Source organism: Mesorhizobium sp. CNPSo 4684 (genome assembly GCF_057784315.1).
In genome coordinates this window covers 1-15,237 of sequence record NZ_JBWLUX010000042.1, presented here as the reverse complement: position 1 = coordinate 15,237, position 15,237 = coordinate 1, and the positions used below count along the sequence as shown (strand labels likewise).

The window sequence follows — 15,237 nt, the reverse complement described above, 5'->3', positions numbered from 1 at the left end:
GTGCATCGTGCGGGGCTGATAGCCTTCGCCAGGAAAACCATGACCTCGCCATCCCCAGAGAAGATCCAGCCGCAGCTCCGGGCCGTACGGCCAAGCGATGCGGAGGCGCTTTGCGCCATCTTCAACATGCCGGGCTTCCGCTGGGGCACGCTCAGGATGCCGTTCGAGATGGTGGAGCAGGTGGAGCGGCGCATCGCCAAGTCCGGTCCGGAAACCACCTGGATCGTTGCCGAGATGGACGGCAAGGTGGTCGGCCATGGCAGCCTGGTCGTGCAAGGTTCGCCGCGCCGTTCGCATATAGGCGAGATCAACATCGGCCTTGACGACGGCTTTGTCGGCAAGGGCATAGGCTCTGCCATACTCGCCGCGCTGCTTGATGTGGCCGACAACTGGCGCGCCCTGAAGCGGGTCGAATTGACCGTTTATGCCGACAACGAACCGGCCATCCGCCTCTACACCAGCCACGGCTTCGAGGTCGAAGGCCGGCATGTGAAGGCCGGCTTTACCGACGGGCGGTACCACGATCTCCTGAGCATGGCGCGGCTGCGGTTCTGATGACCGCCATCCTTGCCCCAGCCCCTGCGCCTCCGGCGGAAATTCTGGCCGTGCTGTCGCTGCTCTGCCCGGAAGTGGTGCATGACATCGAGCAGAACTGGAATGCGCCGGTTTCCGACTACGCCCGCCATCTGTGGCGGCCGGTGGCAAGCCCTGCATCAGGCCCGTCGATCGCTGCCCGCTCGATCCTGCGCGACGTTCTGCATCAGCGGCTTGCTGCGATCATGCAGCCCGAAGAGGTCGGCAAGGCGCTCGACGAATTCGAGCACAGACCAGTGATCCAGTCCGGCCTGCACTGCCTGCTTCTGATGGACCGGATCACCTTCGATGCCCTGCTGCTCGCCTGGCTCGGCGCGGTCGAAAACGGGCTGTCGGCCTTCTTCGGCTTCATGGGAACGACGATGACCATGGAGACCGTCGGCCAGGAAGGACCGGGATGGCTCGATTTCGGCGACGACAAGGTCAATTTGTTTGGCATGGGGCGCCACAAACTGTGCCGCAAAAGCGTCTGCGCGGCCGGTCCCGTCTCCCTCAACAAGCGCGCCCTCGAAGCGGTGGGCGATGAGACGGATGCCAGCCGCTGGCTGGGTACACTGCTCGCCAGCCAGGACAAGGTGTTTGCAACCGCTGCCGATGCGCTGACAGAACTCAACGGGAATCTGGTCGCCGACTGGGATCGTTCCGGCATGGCCCGGCCGGTTTTCATCGACGATCGGCTCGCCGCTTCCGCCATGGCGCGGCATCTGGACGATGATGGCAGCCTTCTTTCTAGGCTGCTCTTTGAGCCCGCAAGGCGCCAGCGTCTCGACCATGCCTTGCAAGAGGCCTCATCGGGCCCATTCGGCAGATTCCTGCCCAATGCCACTGACTATTTCTGGGGCATTCGCGAAGAGCGCGTGCGCAAGCTTGTGCTGGAGAACGGGCGCCTGATCGAGCCCGACAGGCCGCATGGTGTTTCCATCCCGTTCGAGCGGCCGCATCTCAGGCAGGCGCTGCTGGACGGCGTGCTTTTGCCGAACTTGTTCCTGATGTTCCTTGTGCTCGCCATTTTGCCGCGGGTGCGGGTTGTGGGTGGCCTGAGACAGATTGGCTATGTCGCGCTTTTCCACTCGATCCTGCTGGCTGCGCTGGATGAAAACGCTCCCGAGGAGCGCGATCTGGCTGCGGAGCTTGAGGTTCGGGAAAATGCCTGGGGCATGCGGGTCATCGATGAACAGACCTCGGTCCGCGAGCAGCTTGCCGGCCTGCCGGTAGGGGCGCTCTTTCCGGATCTGCTCCGGCAATACCGTTTGCGGACATTTGCGGAGACGACCGACGACTTGAAACTGGTTCGCGAAAACGCCCGATGGCGCAAGATCGGCCGGGCCTTTGGCGTCTGAGCAGGCCGCTACCCGATCATTTCACCACGCCGGCCTTGCGGAGGCCGTCGACCATGAGTTCGAAATCGGCAGGGTCCTTGTAAGGCAAGACTTTGCGACGGTATTCCAGCGAAAAGTCGGGATTGACGCGAAGCACCTCCTGCCATGCCGCGCGAGCCTCCTCCAAACGGCCCAGATGGCCGTAGCTGGCGGCCAGAAGCGCGCGCGAGACATCGGTGGCCGCGTTGCGGGCCAGCCGTTGCAGCAAGAGGTCAACGGCCTCGTCGTACCTTCCCAGTTGAAACAACGCCAAAGCCTGGAAGTGCAGAACCACATCCGGAAAGTACGGGTTCAAGGTCTTTCCCCGGGCGAAACTCTCGAGGGCCTCCTCGGGTCTGCCTGAATAGTACAGCGTTTCGCCGCGGCAGACATGCGCTTCGGCGAAGTTCGGATTGAGGGCCAGTGCGCGCTCGACCTCGTCGACGGCCTCATCGTGCCGTCGTGTGTACAGCTTGGCTATCGCCAGCGCCCAGTGCGCCCAGGGATCGTTGTCATCCAGCGTCACCGCTCGCGTTGCGGCTTCTTCGGCTTGCGCCATCGATTCCGGCGGTGACGCACCCCACCTGTTCAGGTAATCAATGCCGTGCGTGAGGGCAAGGAAGGCGTAGGCAGAGGCAAAGTTCGGGTCCAGCTCGGTGGCACGTTGCAAGAGGCCGCGGGCCGCGGTGTTCGTCTCCTTCGTCAGCCGGTGCCACAGCTCCCGGCCGCGCAGGAAACAGTCATACGCCTCCGTGTTGCGCGGGGGCTCCGGAGCCAGCCGCGGACGGGCGCCATCAGTCAGGTTGAGCGCCAGCGCACCGACGATCTGCTGCGTCACGTCGTCCTGCACGGCGAATATGTCGGTCAGGTCGCGATCGAACCGCTCCGCCCACAGATGGCCGCCCGAGATTGCATCGATGAGCTGCGCAGTGATGCGCACCCTGTTGCCCGATTTGCGTACGCTGCCCTCAAGCACATGCCGTACGCCTAGCTTCGCGCCGACGTCCTGCACATGGACGTTCTGGCCCTTGAAGGTGAACGACGAATTGCGTGCGATGACGAAGAGCTGCGACAGTTTGGACAGCGCCGTGATGATGTCTTCGGAAATGCCGTCGGCGAAGTAGTCCTGTTCAGCGTCACCGCTCATGTTGGCGAACGGCAGCACGGCGATCGACAGTTTCGGCGGCGCTGCCGTGGCCGGCCGGCTCGTCACGGTTTCCGGGGTCGCGGCCGCCTTGGTCCCGACTTGCAGTGAATAGACCCGGATCGGCTCGGCGATGTTTTTGAGCTGTGTGCTGCCGAGATCGCTGACCGAAAGGTCGAGCCTCGCCTTGACCTGGCGATAGGCATCCTCGGACAGGCAGATCGCGCCGGGCGCCGCGACGCCCTCCAGACGCGAGGCGATGTTGACGCCGTCGCCCATCAGGTCGCCGTCGCTTTCTTCGACCACATCCCCCAGATGGATGCCGATCCTGAACTCGATGCGGCGGTCCTGCGGCACGCCGGCATTGCGTTCAGCCATGCCGTTCTGAACCTCAACGGCGCAGCGCACGGCATCCACCACACTGCGGAACTCGACCAGTGCCCCATCGCCGGTGCGCTTGATCACCCGTCCGTTGTGCACTGCGATGGTCGGATCGATCAGGTCGCTGCGCAGCGTCCGCAACCTCGCCAACGTGCGATCTTCGTCCGCGCTCGCGAGTCGGCTGTATCCGACCACATCTGCGGCCAGGATTGCGGCCAGCTTACGGTTCTCACTCATGCGTCCGCCTCCTCATCTCCACGATAGCAGGAAGATAGGGGCTGGGAGGGAACTTTTACAAACAACGGCTAGCCGCCCGTCGGCAGCGCTCTGCCGCCGAACCCTCCCGGATGCCCATTTGCGCTGCCGCTTGCCGGTTGACGACTATCGGTTCATCCTTGTGCTGGCCGTGACGAGCGTGGCGAGATCACGCGTCATGCCCCCGGTCAAAGAGATAGAGCATGATGTCGTCCGAAAACCGCTTTACATTTTTCGGCATCATGCTGTGGTGAGGTGATTATGGACTGCTCGGGCTGCGGTTTCGAGATTGAGGGCGGCTACGCCTTTTGTCCGAAGTGTGGCCGGCGCCAGCCCGTGCCTTGCGCCAGTTGCGGCTACGCCTTAGCACCCGATTTCGAGTTCTGTCCGAAATGTGGGGCAAGCGTCGGTGCGTCCGCAAAGGCCGTTGAACGGCCTGCTCCGACACCAGGCCGGACCATTGCGCCACCCTCTCGAACTCCGTCGCCGAACATCGAAAGCGGAGAAGGGCAGCCTCCCGTCTCTGACGCCGATCGACGGACGGTAACGGTCCTGTTCGCCGACCTCTGCGGCTTCACGACACTCAGCGAGCAGCTCGACCCCGAAGTCATGCAAGCGCTGCAGAACGAACTGTTCAAGGAATTGACGGCGGCCGTGCGAAACTTTGGTGGCTTCGTCGACAAATTCATCGGCGATGCACTGCTCGCCTTGTTCGGTGCGCCGGTCGCGCATGAGGACGATCCGGAACGCGCGCTTCACGCCGCTCTCGACATGATCGCCCGGACGGCGCGGCTCGGTGAAAGCACAGCCCGCTCCGGTTCGCCTCTGTTGCTCCATATCGGCATAAACACGGGTCCGGTCGTTACCGGCGGATTGGGCATCGGCACCGCCAAATCCTATTCGGTGACCGGCGACACGGTGAACACGGCGCAACGCCTGCAATCGCTGGCAGCGCCGGGTGAGGTGCTGGTGGGTGAGCTCACGCACAGGCTGACCCGGCATGCCTTCTCTTACGAGTCGCTGGGCGATGTCGTCTTGCGCGGCAAGGCCGGCAGTGTGCTCGTCCATCGACTGGATGCACCGCTGGCCGCGCCGCGTGCAGCGCGTGGGCTCGAGGCGCTCGGCCTCAGTGCGCCGATGATAGGCCGTGATGCGGAGCTCAACAGAATGCTGGCGAGCCTTGACCAGGCGTGCGGCGGCTCGGCCCAACTTGTCCGCCTCGTCGGAGAAGCCGGTATCGGGAAATCGCGGCTGGTGAAGGAGTTCGTCGCCCGCGTCGGCGACGAGGATCGTTTTCGCAATGTCGCCGTGCGGCAGGCCACATGCTCACCGCTGGGCGAACAATCATTCGGCGCCCTGGGCGCAGTGGTGCGCAGCGCTGCCGGGATGATGCAAAACGACAATGGCGACGAAATGCGGGACAAGCTCGCAGCCTTACTGACCGATCTCGGCCTGCAGGGTGAGGAGGCGAAGCGGCTGATGCCTTTGCTCTACCATGTGCTTGGCCTTGGCGACCCCGATGCCACTTTGCAGCATGTCGAGCCCGAGCAGCTGCGGCGGCAAATTCTCTACGCAGTCCGCACAATCATCGAACGGCGGCTTGCGTTGTCGCCGCTGTTGATTGTCGTCGAAGACCTGCACTGGGCCGACGCCGTCTCGCTCGAGGCACTGCGTTTCGTGATGGACAGGCTGGAACGGACGCGGTTGATGTTGCTGGTCACGCATCGTCCGGCGCCGGACAACGACCAGCTCGACTCAAGTCGGGTCAGTCACACAGCGCTCAGGCTTTCGCCGCTCAGCGGCCATGACGGACGCAGCCTGGTGGCGGCGCTTTTCGGCGAGAGTTGGGTAAACTCCGCGGGAGGCCTTCTCGACCAGATTCTCGAGCGCGCGGGTGGCAACCCGCTTTTTATCGAGGAGATCGTTCGTGGCCTTATCGATCGCGGTGTGTTGACGCGCGAGGGTCAGCAATGGCGGACCGTGGCAGGCGAAGTCGCAACCGGCATCCCCGCAACGATCCAGGCAATGTTACTTGCTCGCGTCGACCGGCTGCCTCAAGACGTGCGCCGGTTGGCCCAGGAAGCCGCGGTAATCGGCCCGCGCTTCGATGCCACGCTTCTGAAGGCCGTGACGGTCGACCCCGGCCGCCTGGAGGCCGGCTGCGAACTGCTTTGCGATGCGGAAATCATCGAGGAAGTTGCCGGATCTGGTTCTGTCTCGTCGCAAAGCTACCGCTTTACGCAAACATTGCTGCAGGACGTGATCTACCAGAACCTGCTCCTGCAACGCCGGACCGACATCCACGGGCGGGTCGGCGCCGCCTTGGAGCGATTGTGCGGCGACAAGCCGGAACGGCTCGAGGATTTGACCGTGCTCGGTCACCATTTCGCACTGAGCGCGGAGCGCGAGAGAGGGGCGCATTACCTGCAGGCGGCGGGCGATCGCGCTCGCATGATATACGCCAATGACGACGCCCTTCGTTTCTACGAGCGCGCGCTGACCGCGTTGGGCGAAAAGGCACAAACACCGCTCAAACTGGCAATTGCAGAGCGCATTGCCGATTTGAGCGGCCCGGCAGGCCGCCGCGAGATCGCGCACCATCACTACGAGACGGTGCTGCAGGCGTACCGCGCGTCAGCCGATCGTGTCGCTGCGGCGCGCGTTTTGCGCAAGATAGGTCGACTGCTCTGGGACGTCGGCAAGCGGGACAACGCGGAATCCCGCTATGCTGAAGCGGCGGCGCTCCTCGATGGAGCGGATGCCCCGGTCGAGCAGGCGCATCTGTGGCAAGAGCGTGGCCGACAGGCATTCCGTAGCGGAGATCATGCGCTCGCGGCAAAATGGGCGGACGCGGCGCTGGATTGCCTACGCGCTCTGACAACTGAGCATGTGCCAGAGGATGCCACTCTCGTGACCGCCGAGGCACTCAATACAAAGGGTGTTGCGCTGGCTCGCCTTGGGCGAAACCATGAAGCCGTGCGCCAGGTTGAGCGCAGCATTGAATTGGCCGAAGCCGCCGGTCTGCTGGGCGCGGCCTGCCGCGGCTACACCAATCTCGGCGTGCTTTACACGACCATCGACCCGGCCAAGGCGATGGAGGTCTGTCGGCGCGGTCTTGAAGTGGCGCGCCGTATTGGTGATCTGGGCTTCCAGGCGCGCCTCCTCGTCAATCTGGCGGTGGCTTGTTGTACTTTCACGGATCGCTGCCCAACGGAGGGCGTGCCTGCTGCCGAGAAGGCCATCGAGATCGACCGGGCGCTAGACCAGCGCGAACACCTGGCGGTGCCGTTGATCGTGCTTGGACAGATCCACCAGTGCAACGGCCGTCCGGACCTGGCGGTTGGCTTGTTCCACGAAGCACTGGACGTAGCCCGCGAAACGGGCGAACCGCAACTGCTGTTTCCGTGCTATGATGGTCTTGCAACGCTTAATCTCGACCTCGACAATCTGCCCGAGGCCGAACGCTACTTTTCCCTGGCGCAGGGTATATGCGCCCAGCACGGGCTCGACCCGGAAGGGCTTGTGGTGCTGCCGTTTCTCGACTAGCCGGGGGTGGAGGTTGGAAATGTCCGCGCATAGTGACTTGTTGCCGCTTCAGCCGGGCGACCGTGCGCCGAACGTGGTCCTCGACGCCATTACCCAGGAAGGCAAGATCGCGCTTGACGACTTTCGCGGACAAAAGCCCGTGCTGGTCGGCTTGTTTCGAGGCCTGCATTGTGCGTTTTGCCGGCGCCACATCGCCGCCCAGGCGCGGCTTGATCCGGAGCTGCGTGAAAAGGGCGTGCAGAGCCTGACGGTGGTCAACACGCCGATCGAACGGGCACGTCTCTATTTCCGTTATCACCCGATGCCGAACCTGCTTGCGGCCTCGGACCCGGAACGCGCTTCACATCGTGCTTTTGGGCTGCCCAATCTCGAATTCACCGAGAACGAGACGAACTGGCCGTACAAGGTCTCGATGGCATCGGTGATGGATATGCGGGTCGACATGCCAGGCGAGTTGCCCGGTCCTATGAATCCTATGGCGGCCGGCGAAATCCTTGACAAGAAGGACCATTACGAAATGACCGACGCCGACCAGCAGATGATGGCAACGGGACACGGGCAATTGGTCGGTCAGTTCCTGCTGGACCGGCAGGGGATCGTCCGCTGGAGCTTCACCGAGGTGCCGGAGGGTGGGCGATACATGTTTGGCGCGCCAAACCCCCAGGAACTGATGTCTGCCGTGTCGCAGGTCGCCCAATAGGCTTGTGAACGAGGTAAACAGGCGGGTTACTGGGGCCGAGGCAATGGCTGCGGCACGCAGTCGCGTTCTATCCTGGCATGATGCGATAGACAGTTGCATCGCCCTCTACGCCTCGAAGAGGCGCGTCAAACGCGACGACGCTTCGACCCGCAAGCAGGTCACTCACGCCGGGTGCGCAATAGAGCGCCTCGGAGATGCAGACCTGTCCGGCTTCCGCCAGTGACTGCACGCGCGCGGCGACGTTCACGGTCTGGCCGAAATAGTCGAGGTTGTCGTTGAGCGTCACGGCAATCGACGGTCCACAGTGGGCACCGATCTTGAGGATGATCCCCGGCCCGTCGTGGTCGCCGTTGAAGCGATCGATTTCTTCAAAGATGTGGAGTGCGGCCGAGATTGCATCCGATGGCCGCGAAAATACCGCCATCACCGCATCTCCAATAGTTTTGACCACCGCTCCGGAATGTTGCTGAACCGCCGCGTTGACCAGAGCGAAATGCTCGCGGACCAGGGCATAGGCGTTGAGGTCGCCAAGGCGCTCATACATGGCGGTGGACCCCTTGAGGTCCGTGAACAGGAAGGTGATCTGCCGGATGCCGAGCCCCTCCTTCTCGTCGACACGCTCGGAACGGAAGAGGTGGCGGAAGGTTTGCCGCGCGAGCAGCGCCCCGCCGGAAACGTATGGGTCGAAATCGAGCGTCGGTTTGGTCGTCAGCGCGACAAGCTCGGGCGGCCAGTTGATGAGAAGCAACGCGCCACGACCGGATCCGGTATTCGTAACCTCAATGACGACCGGACCGGGTGGCACGACCGGCAACGCCGGCAAGAAACGCTTGCCGTCATAGTTGATCTTGAGAAGTGTCGGCGCCAACGCCGGATCCCCTGAGATGGGTACAGCGAATGCCGCCTGTGTCTGCACGTTGACGCCCGACAGGGAGCCCGGACCGAGATCAGCGCGCAGCATTGTTGTGGTGCCCGGCGCCAGGAACGTCATGCCACGCACGAAGCCTCGCAGAACATCCAGAAAGCGTACATCCTGCCCGGGCAGCCGCCCGTCATGGCCGAAGCGCAGCTTCCAGTGAAAATCCTCGACAGAGAGCGTTTGGGGCTCGTGAAACGGAAGGCGCCGCAGATGGGGCGACACGGAGAAGGAGACCTCGATGAAGTCGTCGAGGTCGGTATCGCCCGATACGTCGCACAGGCCACAGACGTAATGCGTCTGCAGCGTGCGCAGGGCGCCGAAACTGTCGAGCACCATCCCGGACTGAGGACAGAGCACGTCCCAGCTCATATCGAACAGGCCGTATCGGGCCGCGTAAAGGAAAAGGTCGATTGCTTCAGGCTCGGCGATTGCGCGGTCTCGGGCGAAGGCCAGCGGATTGACGCGATAGAGCGCCTGGTCGTCGCCGCTCCTGATAAGCGTTTCGAATTTTGAGATTACGCGCGGACTCCATGCTCGCGCTTGCTCGATCTCGGTCATCTTGCCTTCGAGAAGACGATCGTTGACCACCATCACGCCGAAATCCCCAATTTGCCTGCGGCAGCCTACTAAAAAACCTGCCCGATGCGAATGGTTGGAATCCTTCGCGTGTCTCAGGGCTTAGGGCGGCGCTCGCACGGGACTATGCGCTTACGCTGCGGGGCGTCTCGTCGATTGTATCTTGCGCATTGTGGGCGGGACACTGACACGTTCAGCGTTCATCGAGCACGGCCTCGACAGTGGCAACAAAGTCATCGAGCGAGCGGTCCCCGCGTATCTCAATGCGCGGAAGGTCGATGGGATTGCTATCGAGGTCCGCCGGCCCGTGTTTGCGGCCGAAGCCCACTCGATAGCCGCACTCCCTGGCCAGTCGGCCGAGGCGTCGGTCGGTGACAGAGAAGGGTGCCGCGAACGCAGTGGTTGGCCGGCCTGTCCACCGTTCGATGAACATGCGAGAGCGCAAGAGTTCGGCGGCCAGGTCAGCGCTCGACAGACCATCGATCGCGCGATGCGTCGCCATATGGCTGCCGAAGAACGCGCCTTCGGCAGCGAGGCGTCGCACCGTCCCGGCGCCCATAAGCTGCGCCGGTGGACCGCTGTCGGCGTCCCATCCTGCAGTTTCACCCACCAGGTCCGTTACCAGGAACACTTCCGCGGTCAGGTCGTTGGCGCGCAAGATCGGCCAGGCGTGGTCGGCGAAATTCTGGAAGCCGTCATCGAAGGTGATGACCACCGGGCGGCCAGCGAAAGGCTGACGGTTGGCGATGAAGCCTTCCAGCTGCTCGGACCTGATCGCGTGAAAGCCATTGGCGCGCAGCCATGCCATCTGGCTGGCGAATGCGGCAGGCGCGAGCCGAAAACGGGCGAGTGCCGCCGGACCTTCATCGGCGACGCCGTGATACATGAGAACAGGGATGCGCCGCCGCCGCTCGCTGCGCGCGACGTCGCGGCGCAAGGCCCGGGCCCCGCCCCAGACGATGTTTCGCGCGACCCCGATTTCGATGGGCGCGCGGATTGGCACATGATCGATCACCGGTTCCGTCGCCACATCGTCCGACGACAGGCGGCGGAAGCGGTCTATGCGGTAGAGCTCGGTCTGGATCGATTGCTCGAGCACGAGGCCTTCGGTCGCTGCCAGCGTCTCGGAGATCGCTTGGGCACCGAATGTGTTCCAGTCGAAGCCCGTCTTTTCGACATTGTCACGCAGCACGAATGCGTGTGCGCTGATGAAACTGCCGCCAGGCGCCAACGCCGCAGCGAATTTTTTGGCGATGCGCCGCAACTCGGCGAGATCGTCCAGATAATAGAGCACTTCCGAACAGAAGATCAGATCCATCTCACCCGGCAACGTGTCGGCAGCGAAATCCAGTACGCCGAACTCAACATTCGGCTGATCGCTGCATCGCGCACGGGCCCGCTCGATGGCTATGGCGGAGATGTCGGTTGCGGCCAGATGGCCCACACGCGGCGCCAGCTGCCGCGTGAAGTGGCCCTCCGCGCAGGCCAGCTCAAGCGCCCGTCTGATGGGACCGGCAGGCAGGATTTCGAGTTGCCGCTGATATTTTTCCTGCTCATAGAGCGAGCCGTATTTCCACGGATCCTCGGTCGCGAAATAGCTGTTCCAGAACGCCGTGCGATCATTCCTGTCCGCGGTCCGTGCTCGGCGTGGCGTTGCAGGAGGCTGTGCAGGTTCGGCGCTCGACCGAACCAACTCCCGCGCTTGCGCGGCCAATTGGGCGAGTTTGCCGAAATGGCTGTCCGGGTCGGACCGGCCTTCCGCCATGGGTAACGATGCCTCGGCTGCAAGGCCAAGCCGCTCAGCGGGCACGACATTCTGGATCAATTCAATCCAATGATCCCTTGTCACAGCTCCGAGCACGCCGAACTGCACGACAGCCTCGATCCGGCCATCCATCATCAGATGGGCGTAGATCTGATCGATCCCTTCAGGCAGTTCGGTTGCGGTCGGGTTTCGAGCGTCGACGCGAATTCCAAGCGTCCGCGCCAGCCTGCGCGGCGCGGCAAGATCGTCGGCGTCGAGAAGCATTTGCTCAAGCTGATACTGGATGCGCCGAGCTGCCGCAGGATTGTCCCAGATCTTGCCGAGTCCGACGATCAGCTCGGTGATGGCGCCGCCGAATCTGTCCCATCCGGCAGCCAATTGCGCCGGCGCCGACAGGCTTCCCGCCATAAGGCCATCGACGATCACCTTGGCGATCTCAACCGCCCACTTGCGTCCTGCCGGGAGCGCGCGCAAGGGCTGCGTGTCGATCGAGCGCAAACCTGAGCCGCAATCCGACGCGGCGTTCCGCAACGCGAGCCACGCGAGTGCTTCGGCAGCGGTGCCGCCGTTCGCCGAACTGGAAACCAAGGAATTTTGCGCCACGCCGTCTTACCCGCGCCTGGTTCTAAGGTAGAACGAGAGTCCCGCAACGCGCCTACAATGAGCCTTCATTGCCGGTTTAGAAAGCCATGTAAGCAAAAGGCGCCCCGAAAGGCGCCTCTTCATCGCTTGATTCCCTTTGAGGAAATTGGAGCGGGTGAAGCGATTCGAACGCTCGACCCCAACCTTGGCAAGGTTGTGCTCTACCCCTGAGCTACACCCGCTCACACGGCCCTAGGGCCGCAAGCCGGGCCTATATGGCTGAAGAGCGCGGCGATTGCAACAGGGAAATGACGGGCTTTTTGGTGGCGCCAAAATCGCTTGGCCGAACCTCGTTGGCAACGCTGGTCATTCATTGACTTCCCGCATGACGGTCTTGTCTCGGCGGCATCATTGGCCGTAAACGGCTTTGCGCGTGGCCAGACTTGTACCAGATAGGGAAAGACCATCGATGCCGAAGACTGAAGCCGAGCTTTTCGCCTTTCTTGCCGATCTCGGCATATCGGTGTCGACCGTGCGTCATCCGCCGCTCTACACTGTCGCCGATTCGCAGTCGCTGCGCGGCGAGATTTCGGGCGGCCACACGAAGAACCTGTTCCTCAAGGACAAAAAGGACAATTTCTTCCTGGTTAGCGTCGGCGAGGATGCGGTCGTCGACCTGAAGCAGATCCACACGATCATCGGCGCCGCCAGCCGTGTCTCCTTCGGCAAGCCGGAGATGCTGATGGAGCTGCTCGGCGTCATTCCGGGCGCCGTCACGGTGTTCGGGCTGATCAACGACACCCAAAGACGGGTCAAGGTGGTGCTCGACCAGGATTTGATGGCGCATGACGTCATCAATGCGCATCCGCTGATTAATGAGGCGACGACGTCGATCACTTCCGCCGACCTCATCAGATTCGTCGAGGCAACTGGACATGATGCTGCTATCTTGAAAGTCTCGGCCTGATCGCCACATGGATGGCGAAAACTGACTTTTTGTTTCAACGCAATTCCGGGCGGAAAACCGCTTCACACTTTTCCTGGAATTGCTCTAGCAAGGATGTCGCGTCTGCTCCGCTGGCGAGGGGCGCGACCGGAAGGGCGACGACATGAGCGACAACAACAATCCGTTTGGCGGCCAATTCGGCGGCAATTCCGGCCAGTACACCACCTCCGTGCAGTATGGCGGCGCCGAGCCGGCCAAGGCCGTGCCCGGCGCGGCACCGGCCGGTGGAGACCTGATCAAGGACACCACGACCGCCGCCTTCGCCGCCGACGTCATCCAGGAATCGCGGAAACAGCCGGTGCTGGTCGATTTCTGGGCGCCTTGGTGCGGGCCATGCAAGCAACTCACGCCGCAGCTGGAAAAGGCGGTCAAGGCCGCCGGCGGCAAGGTCAAGCTGGTCAAGATGAACATCGACGATCATCCCTCGATCGCCGGCCAGCTCGGCATCCAGTCGATCCCGGCGGTCATCGCCTTCAAGGACGGCCAGCCGGTTGACGGCTTCATGGGCGCCATTCCCGAGAGCCAGATCGGCGAATTCATCACCAAGGTCGGCGGCAAGGGCAATGGCGCGCCGCCGGTCGCAGAAGCTTTGGCCGCGGCAGCCGAAGCGCATGCGGCGGGCGATGCGCAGACCGCAGCCGACATCTATGACGCCATCCTGGCGCAGGCGCCGGAGACGATCGAGGCGATCGCCGGGCTGGGCGAGCTTCTGTTCGAGGCAGGCGACGCGCAAGGCGCCGAGGCGCTGCTGGCAACAGCACCAGAGGCCAAGAAGGATGCGCCCGCACTTGCCGCGCTGCGCGCCAAGATGACGCTGGCGGCTGAAGCGGCAGCGCTTGGCAATCCCGCCGAGTTCGAGCAGCGCCTGGCCGCCAATCCCGGCGACCACCAGGCGCGTTTCGATCTAGCCATGGTCCAGAATGCGCGAGGCGATCGCCATGCGGCGGCCGACAACCTGCTGGCCATCATCAAGGCCGACCGCACCTGGAACGAGGACGGCGCCAGGGCGCAGCTGCTGAAGCTGTTCGAGGCCTGGGGCATGACCGACGAGGCGACGCTGGCGGCGCGGCGCAAATTGTCGTCGCTGCTGTTTTCCTGAGCCGTTCGCCGGCGAAATTGCCGGCGGAATGGTTTTGGGACCTTGCGGCCGGCGTCAGCTGCGCCAGATTAGGCCGATACTGTCGCGCCCGAAGCGATCGGAGGACTTAAGTGCAGGTCGGAAACGCACATTACCGGGTCGGCAAGGATCTGCCGTCGACCATCCCGGTGTTTCCGCTTGCCGGCGCGCTGCTCCTGCCGGGCGGCCGCATGCCGCTCAACATTTTCGAGCCGCGCTATCTGCAGATGGTGGATGAGGCTATCGCCGGCGCGCGGCTGATCGGCATCATCCAGCCCAGCCTCGACGGCGCACTGCGCGCCGATGGCGAGCCGGAACTGTGCAATGTCGGCTGCGCCGGGCGCATCATCTCGATGGCCGAGAGCGGCGACGGCCGCTATTTGATTTCGCTGCAGGGTGTGTGCCGGTTCCGCATCACGCATGAGCTGCCGTTGAAGACGCCGTTCCGGCAATGCAAGCTGGCGCCGTTCCTCACCGATCTTAGCGAGGACCAGGCGGCGAGCGAGGTCGACCGGCCGGCGCTCTTGAAAGCGTTTCGCGCCTATCTGCAGGCCAATGAGCTCGAGGCCGACTGGGAAAGCGTCAGCCGCGCCGAAAACGCCATGCTGGTCAACGCGCTGTCGATGATGGCGCCTTACGGCCCGGCCGAGAAACAGGCGCTGTTGGAAGCGCCCGACTTGAGAGCCCGTGCCGAGACGCTGATCGCCATCACCGAAATGGCGCTGGCGCGCGAAAATGAGGATTTTGGCTCGAGTTTGCAGTAAGGTGTGTCAACGCATCTTGGGCCGGTGGTTGGCTGAAAGAGGAACGATGGCAGCGGACGGACGTGACGGCAAGACGGCCAATGTCGATCCAAAACTGCTGGAGCTGCTGGCCTGCCCGCTGACCAAGGGGCCGCTGGCCTGGGACCCGGAACGCGGCGAGTTGATCTCGCGGATCGCCAAGCTCGCCTACCCCGTACGCGACGGCATCCCGATCATGCTGCCCTCGGAGGCGCGGACGATTTCGGCGGAAGATGTGCTGTCGCCGCCGCGGCTGAGTGGGCCGGCGCAGGCTGGACGCTGATCGGCCCCCTGATCGCTCCTTTTAGGGGCAAATCGCAAACCTTGGAGATTGACCGAAACGCTCCTCCCTTCGTCATCAACTCTCTTAGTCTCGCATTTAGGGTGACGACGATCTTTCGCATGACGGCGACGATAGCCACCATTGGCTTTTTGCCATTGGCGATGAGGCGTTTGTAGAAGAGAGCGAACTCGCCCTTTCCGGCGGCAGCGCGTAGAGCGGGCATGAAGAG

Annotated in this window: 12 protein-coding genes and 1 tRNA gene; 9 read left to right on the top strand and 4 right to left on the bottom strand. The window is 63.2% G+C overall.

Annotated features, from left to right (window positions below; translation table 11 throughout):
* Positions 1-39 precede the first annotated feature (39 nt).
* Positions 40-555 (top strand): GNAT family N-acetyltransferase, encoded by a 516-nt coding sequence (locus tag AC04SG_RS28805; RefSeq protein ID WP_488553815.1) that lies wholly within the window; start codon positions 40-42, stop codon positions 553-555.
* Positions 555-1,934, top strand: coding sequence for a hypothetical protein (locus AC04SG_RS28800; RefSeq protein WP_488553814.1), 1,380 nt, complete (start codon positions 555-557; stop codon positions 1,932-1,934). The genes AC04SG_RS28805 and AC04SG_RS28800 overlap by 1 nt, the downstream gene beginning before the upstream one ends.
* A gap of 16 nt (positions 1,935-1,950) precedes the next feature.
* Here the strand turns inward: AC04SG_RS28800 and AC04SG_RS28795 are convergent, their stop codons facing one another.
* On the bottom strand, positions 1,951-3,714 hold the full coding sequence (locus AC04SG_RS28795) for an adenylate/guanylate cyclase domain-containing protein (protein WP_488553813.1): 1,764 nt from the start codon (positions 3,712-3,714) through the stop codon (positions 1,951-1,953).
* 279 nt (positions 3,715-3,993) lie between these two features.
* Here AC04SG_RS28795 and AC04SG_RS28790 point away from each other — a divergent pair, with 279 nt between their 5' ends.
* Complete coding sequence (locus AC04SG_RS28790) at positions 3,994-7,278, top strand: adenylate/guanylate cyclase domain-containing protein (RefSeq protein WP_488553812.1); 3,285 nt, start codon at positions 3,994-3,996, stop codon at positions 7,276-7,278.
* Positions 7,279-7,297: 19 nt separating this feature from the next.
* Positions 7,298-7,978, top strand: coding sequence for a peroxiredoxin-like family protein (locus AC04SG_RS28785; protein WP_192258806.1), 681 nt, complete (start codon positions 7,298-7,300; stop codon positions 7,976-7,978).
* 67 nt (positions 7,979-8,045) lie between these two features.
* Here AC04SG_RS28785 and AC04SG_RS28780 read toward each other — a convergent pair whose 3' ends face one another.
* Both AC04SG_RS28780 and AC04SG_RS28775 read right to left on the bottom strand, forming a co-directional pair.
* A complete protein-coding gene (locus AC04SG_RS28780; protein WP_488553811.1) occupies positions 8,046-9,488 on the bottom strand; it encodes a DUF5939 domain-containing protein in 1,443 nt (480 codons plus the stop codon).
* Between the two features lie 178 nt (positions 9,489-9,666).
* Complete coding sequence (locus tag AC04SG_RS28775) at positions 9,667-11,502, bottom strand: polysaccharide deacetylase family protein (RefSeq protein WP_488553810.1); 1,836 nt, start codon at positions 11,500-11,502, stop codon at positions 9,667-9,669.
* A gap of 79 nt (positions 11,503-11,581) precedes the next feature.
* Here AC04SG_RS28775 and AC04SG_RS28770 point away from each other — a divergent pair, with 79 nt between their 5' ends.
* A complete protein-coding gene (locus AC04SG_RS28770) occupies positions 11,582-11,872 on the top strand; it encodes a hypothetical protein (RefSeq protein ID WP_488553809.1) in 291 nt (96 codons plus the stop codon).
* A 115-nt stretch (positions 11,873-11,987) separates the two neighbouring features.
* Here AC04SG_RS28770 and AC04SG_RS28765 read toward each other — a convergent pair.
* Positions 11,988-12,062 (bottom strand) — tRNA-Gly (locus AC04SG_RS28765).
* Positions 12,063-12,289: 227 nt separating this feature from the next.
* On the opposite strand from AC04SG_RS28765, the gene AC04SG_RS28760 reads away from it, so the two are divergent.
* From AC04SG_RS28760 to AC04SG_RS28745, 4 genes are all read left to right on the top strand, one after another.
* Entirely contained in the window at positions 12,290-12,787 is a 498-nt protein-coding gene (locus tag AC04SG_RS28760; protein WP_488553808.1) for a prolyl-tRNA synthetase associated domain-containing protein, read from the top strand.
* Between the two features lie 142 nt (positions 12,788-12,929).
* The gene (trxA, locus tag AC04SG_RS28755; protein ID WP_488553807.1) at positions 12,930-13,925 is read left to right on the top strand and encodes a thioredoxin; all 996 of its coding nucleotides are present in this window, start codon (positions 12,930-12,932) and stop codon (positions 13,923-13,925) included.
* Between the two features lie 110 nt (positions 13,926-14,035).
* Positions 14,036-14,707 carry an LON peptidase substrate-binding domain-containing protein gene (locus AC04SG_RS28750; RefSeq protein ID WP_192258777.1) on the top strand — a complete coding sequence of 224 codons (672 nt, stop codon included), beginning with the start codon at positions 14,036-14,038 and terminating at the stop codon, positions 14,705-14,707.
* Between the two features lie 46 nt (positions 14,708-14,753).
* Positions 14,754-15,008, top strand: coding sequence for a Trm112 family protein (locus tag AC04SG_RS28745; protein ID WP_192258776.1), 255 nt, complete (start codon positions 14,754-14,756; stop codon positions 15,006-15,008).
* Positions 15,009-15,237: the final 229 nt, after the last annotated feature.

Coding starts and splice junctions, on each gene's coding strand:
- AC04SG_RS28800 (WP_488553814.1), top strand. CDS start 555: ATGACCGCCATCCTTGCCCCAGCCCCTGCGCCTCCGGCGGAAATTCTG.
- AC04SG_RS28745 (WP_192258776.1), top strand. CDS start 14,754: ATGGCAGCGGACGGACGTGACGGCAAGACGGCCAATGTCGATCCAAAA.
- AC04SG_RS28775 (WP_488553810.1), bottom strand. CDS start 11,502: ATGCTTCTCGACGCCGACGATCTTGCCGCGCCGCGCAGGCTGGCGCGG.
- AC04SG_RS28785 (WP_192258806.1), top strand. CDS start 7,298: ATGTCCGCGCATAGTGACTTGTTGCCGCTTCAGCCGGGCGACCGTGCG.
- AC04SG_RS28790 (WP_488553812.1), top strand. CDS start 3,994: ATGGACTGCTCGGGCTGCGGTTTCGAGATTGAGGGCGGCTACGCCTTT.
- trxA (WP_488553807.1), top strand. CDS start 12,930: ATGAGCGACAACAACAATCCGTTTGGCGGCCAATTCGGCGGCAATTCC.
- AC04SG_RS28805 (WP_488553815.1), top strand. CDS start 40: ATGACCTCGCCATCCCCAGAGAAGATCCAGCCGCAGCTCCGGGCCGTA.
- AC04SG_RS28770 (WP_488553809.1), top strand. CDS start 11,582: ATGGCGCCGCCGAATCTGTCCCATCCGGCAGCCAATTGCGCCGGCGCC.
- AC04SG_RS28760 (WP_488553808.1), top strand. CDS start 12,290: ATGCCGAAGACTGAAGCCGAGCTTTTCGCCTTTCTTGCCGATCTCGGC.
- AC04SG_RS28795 (WP_488553813.1), bottom strand. CDS start 3,714: ATGAGTGAGAACCGTAAGCTGGCCGCAATCCTGGCCGCAGATGTGGTC.
- AC04SG_RS28780 (WP_488553811.1), bottom strand. CDS start 9,488: ATGGTGGTCAACGATCGTCTTCTCGAAGGCAAGATGACCGAGATCGAG.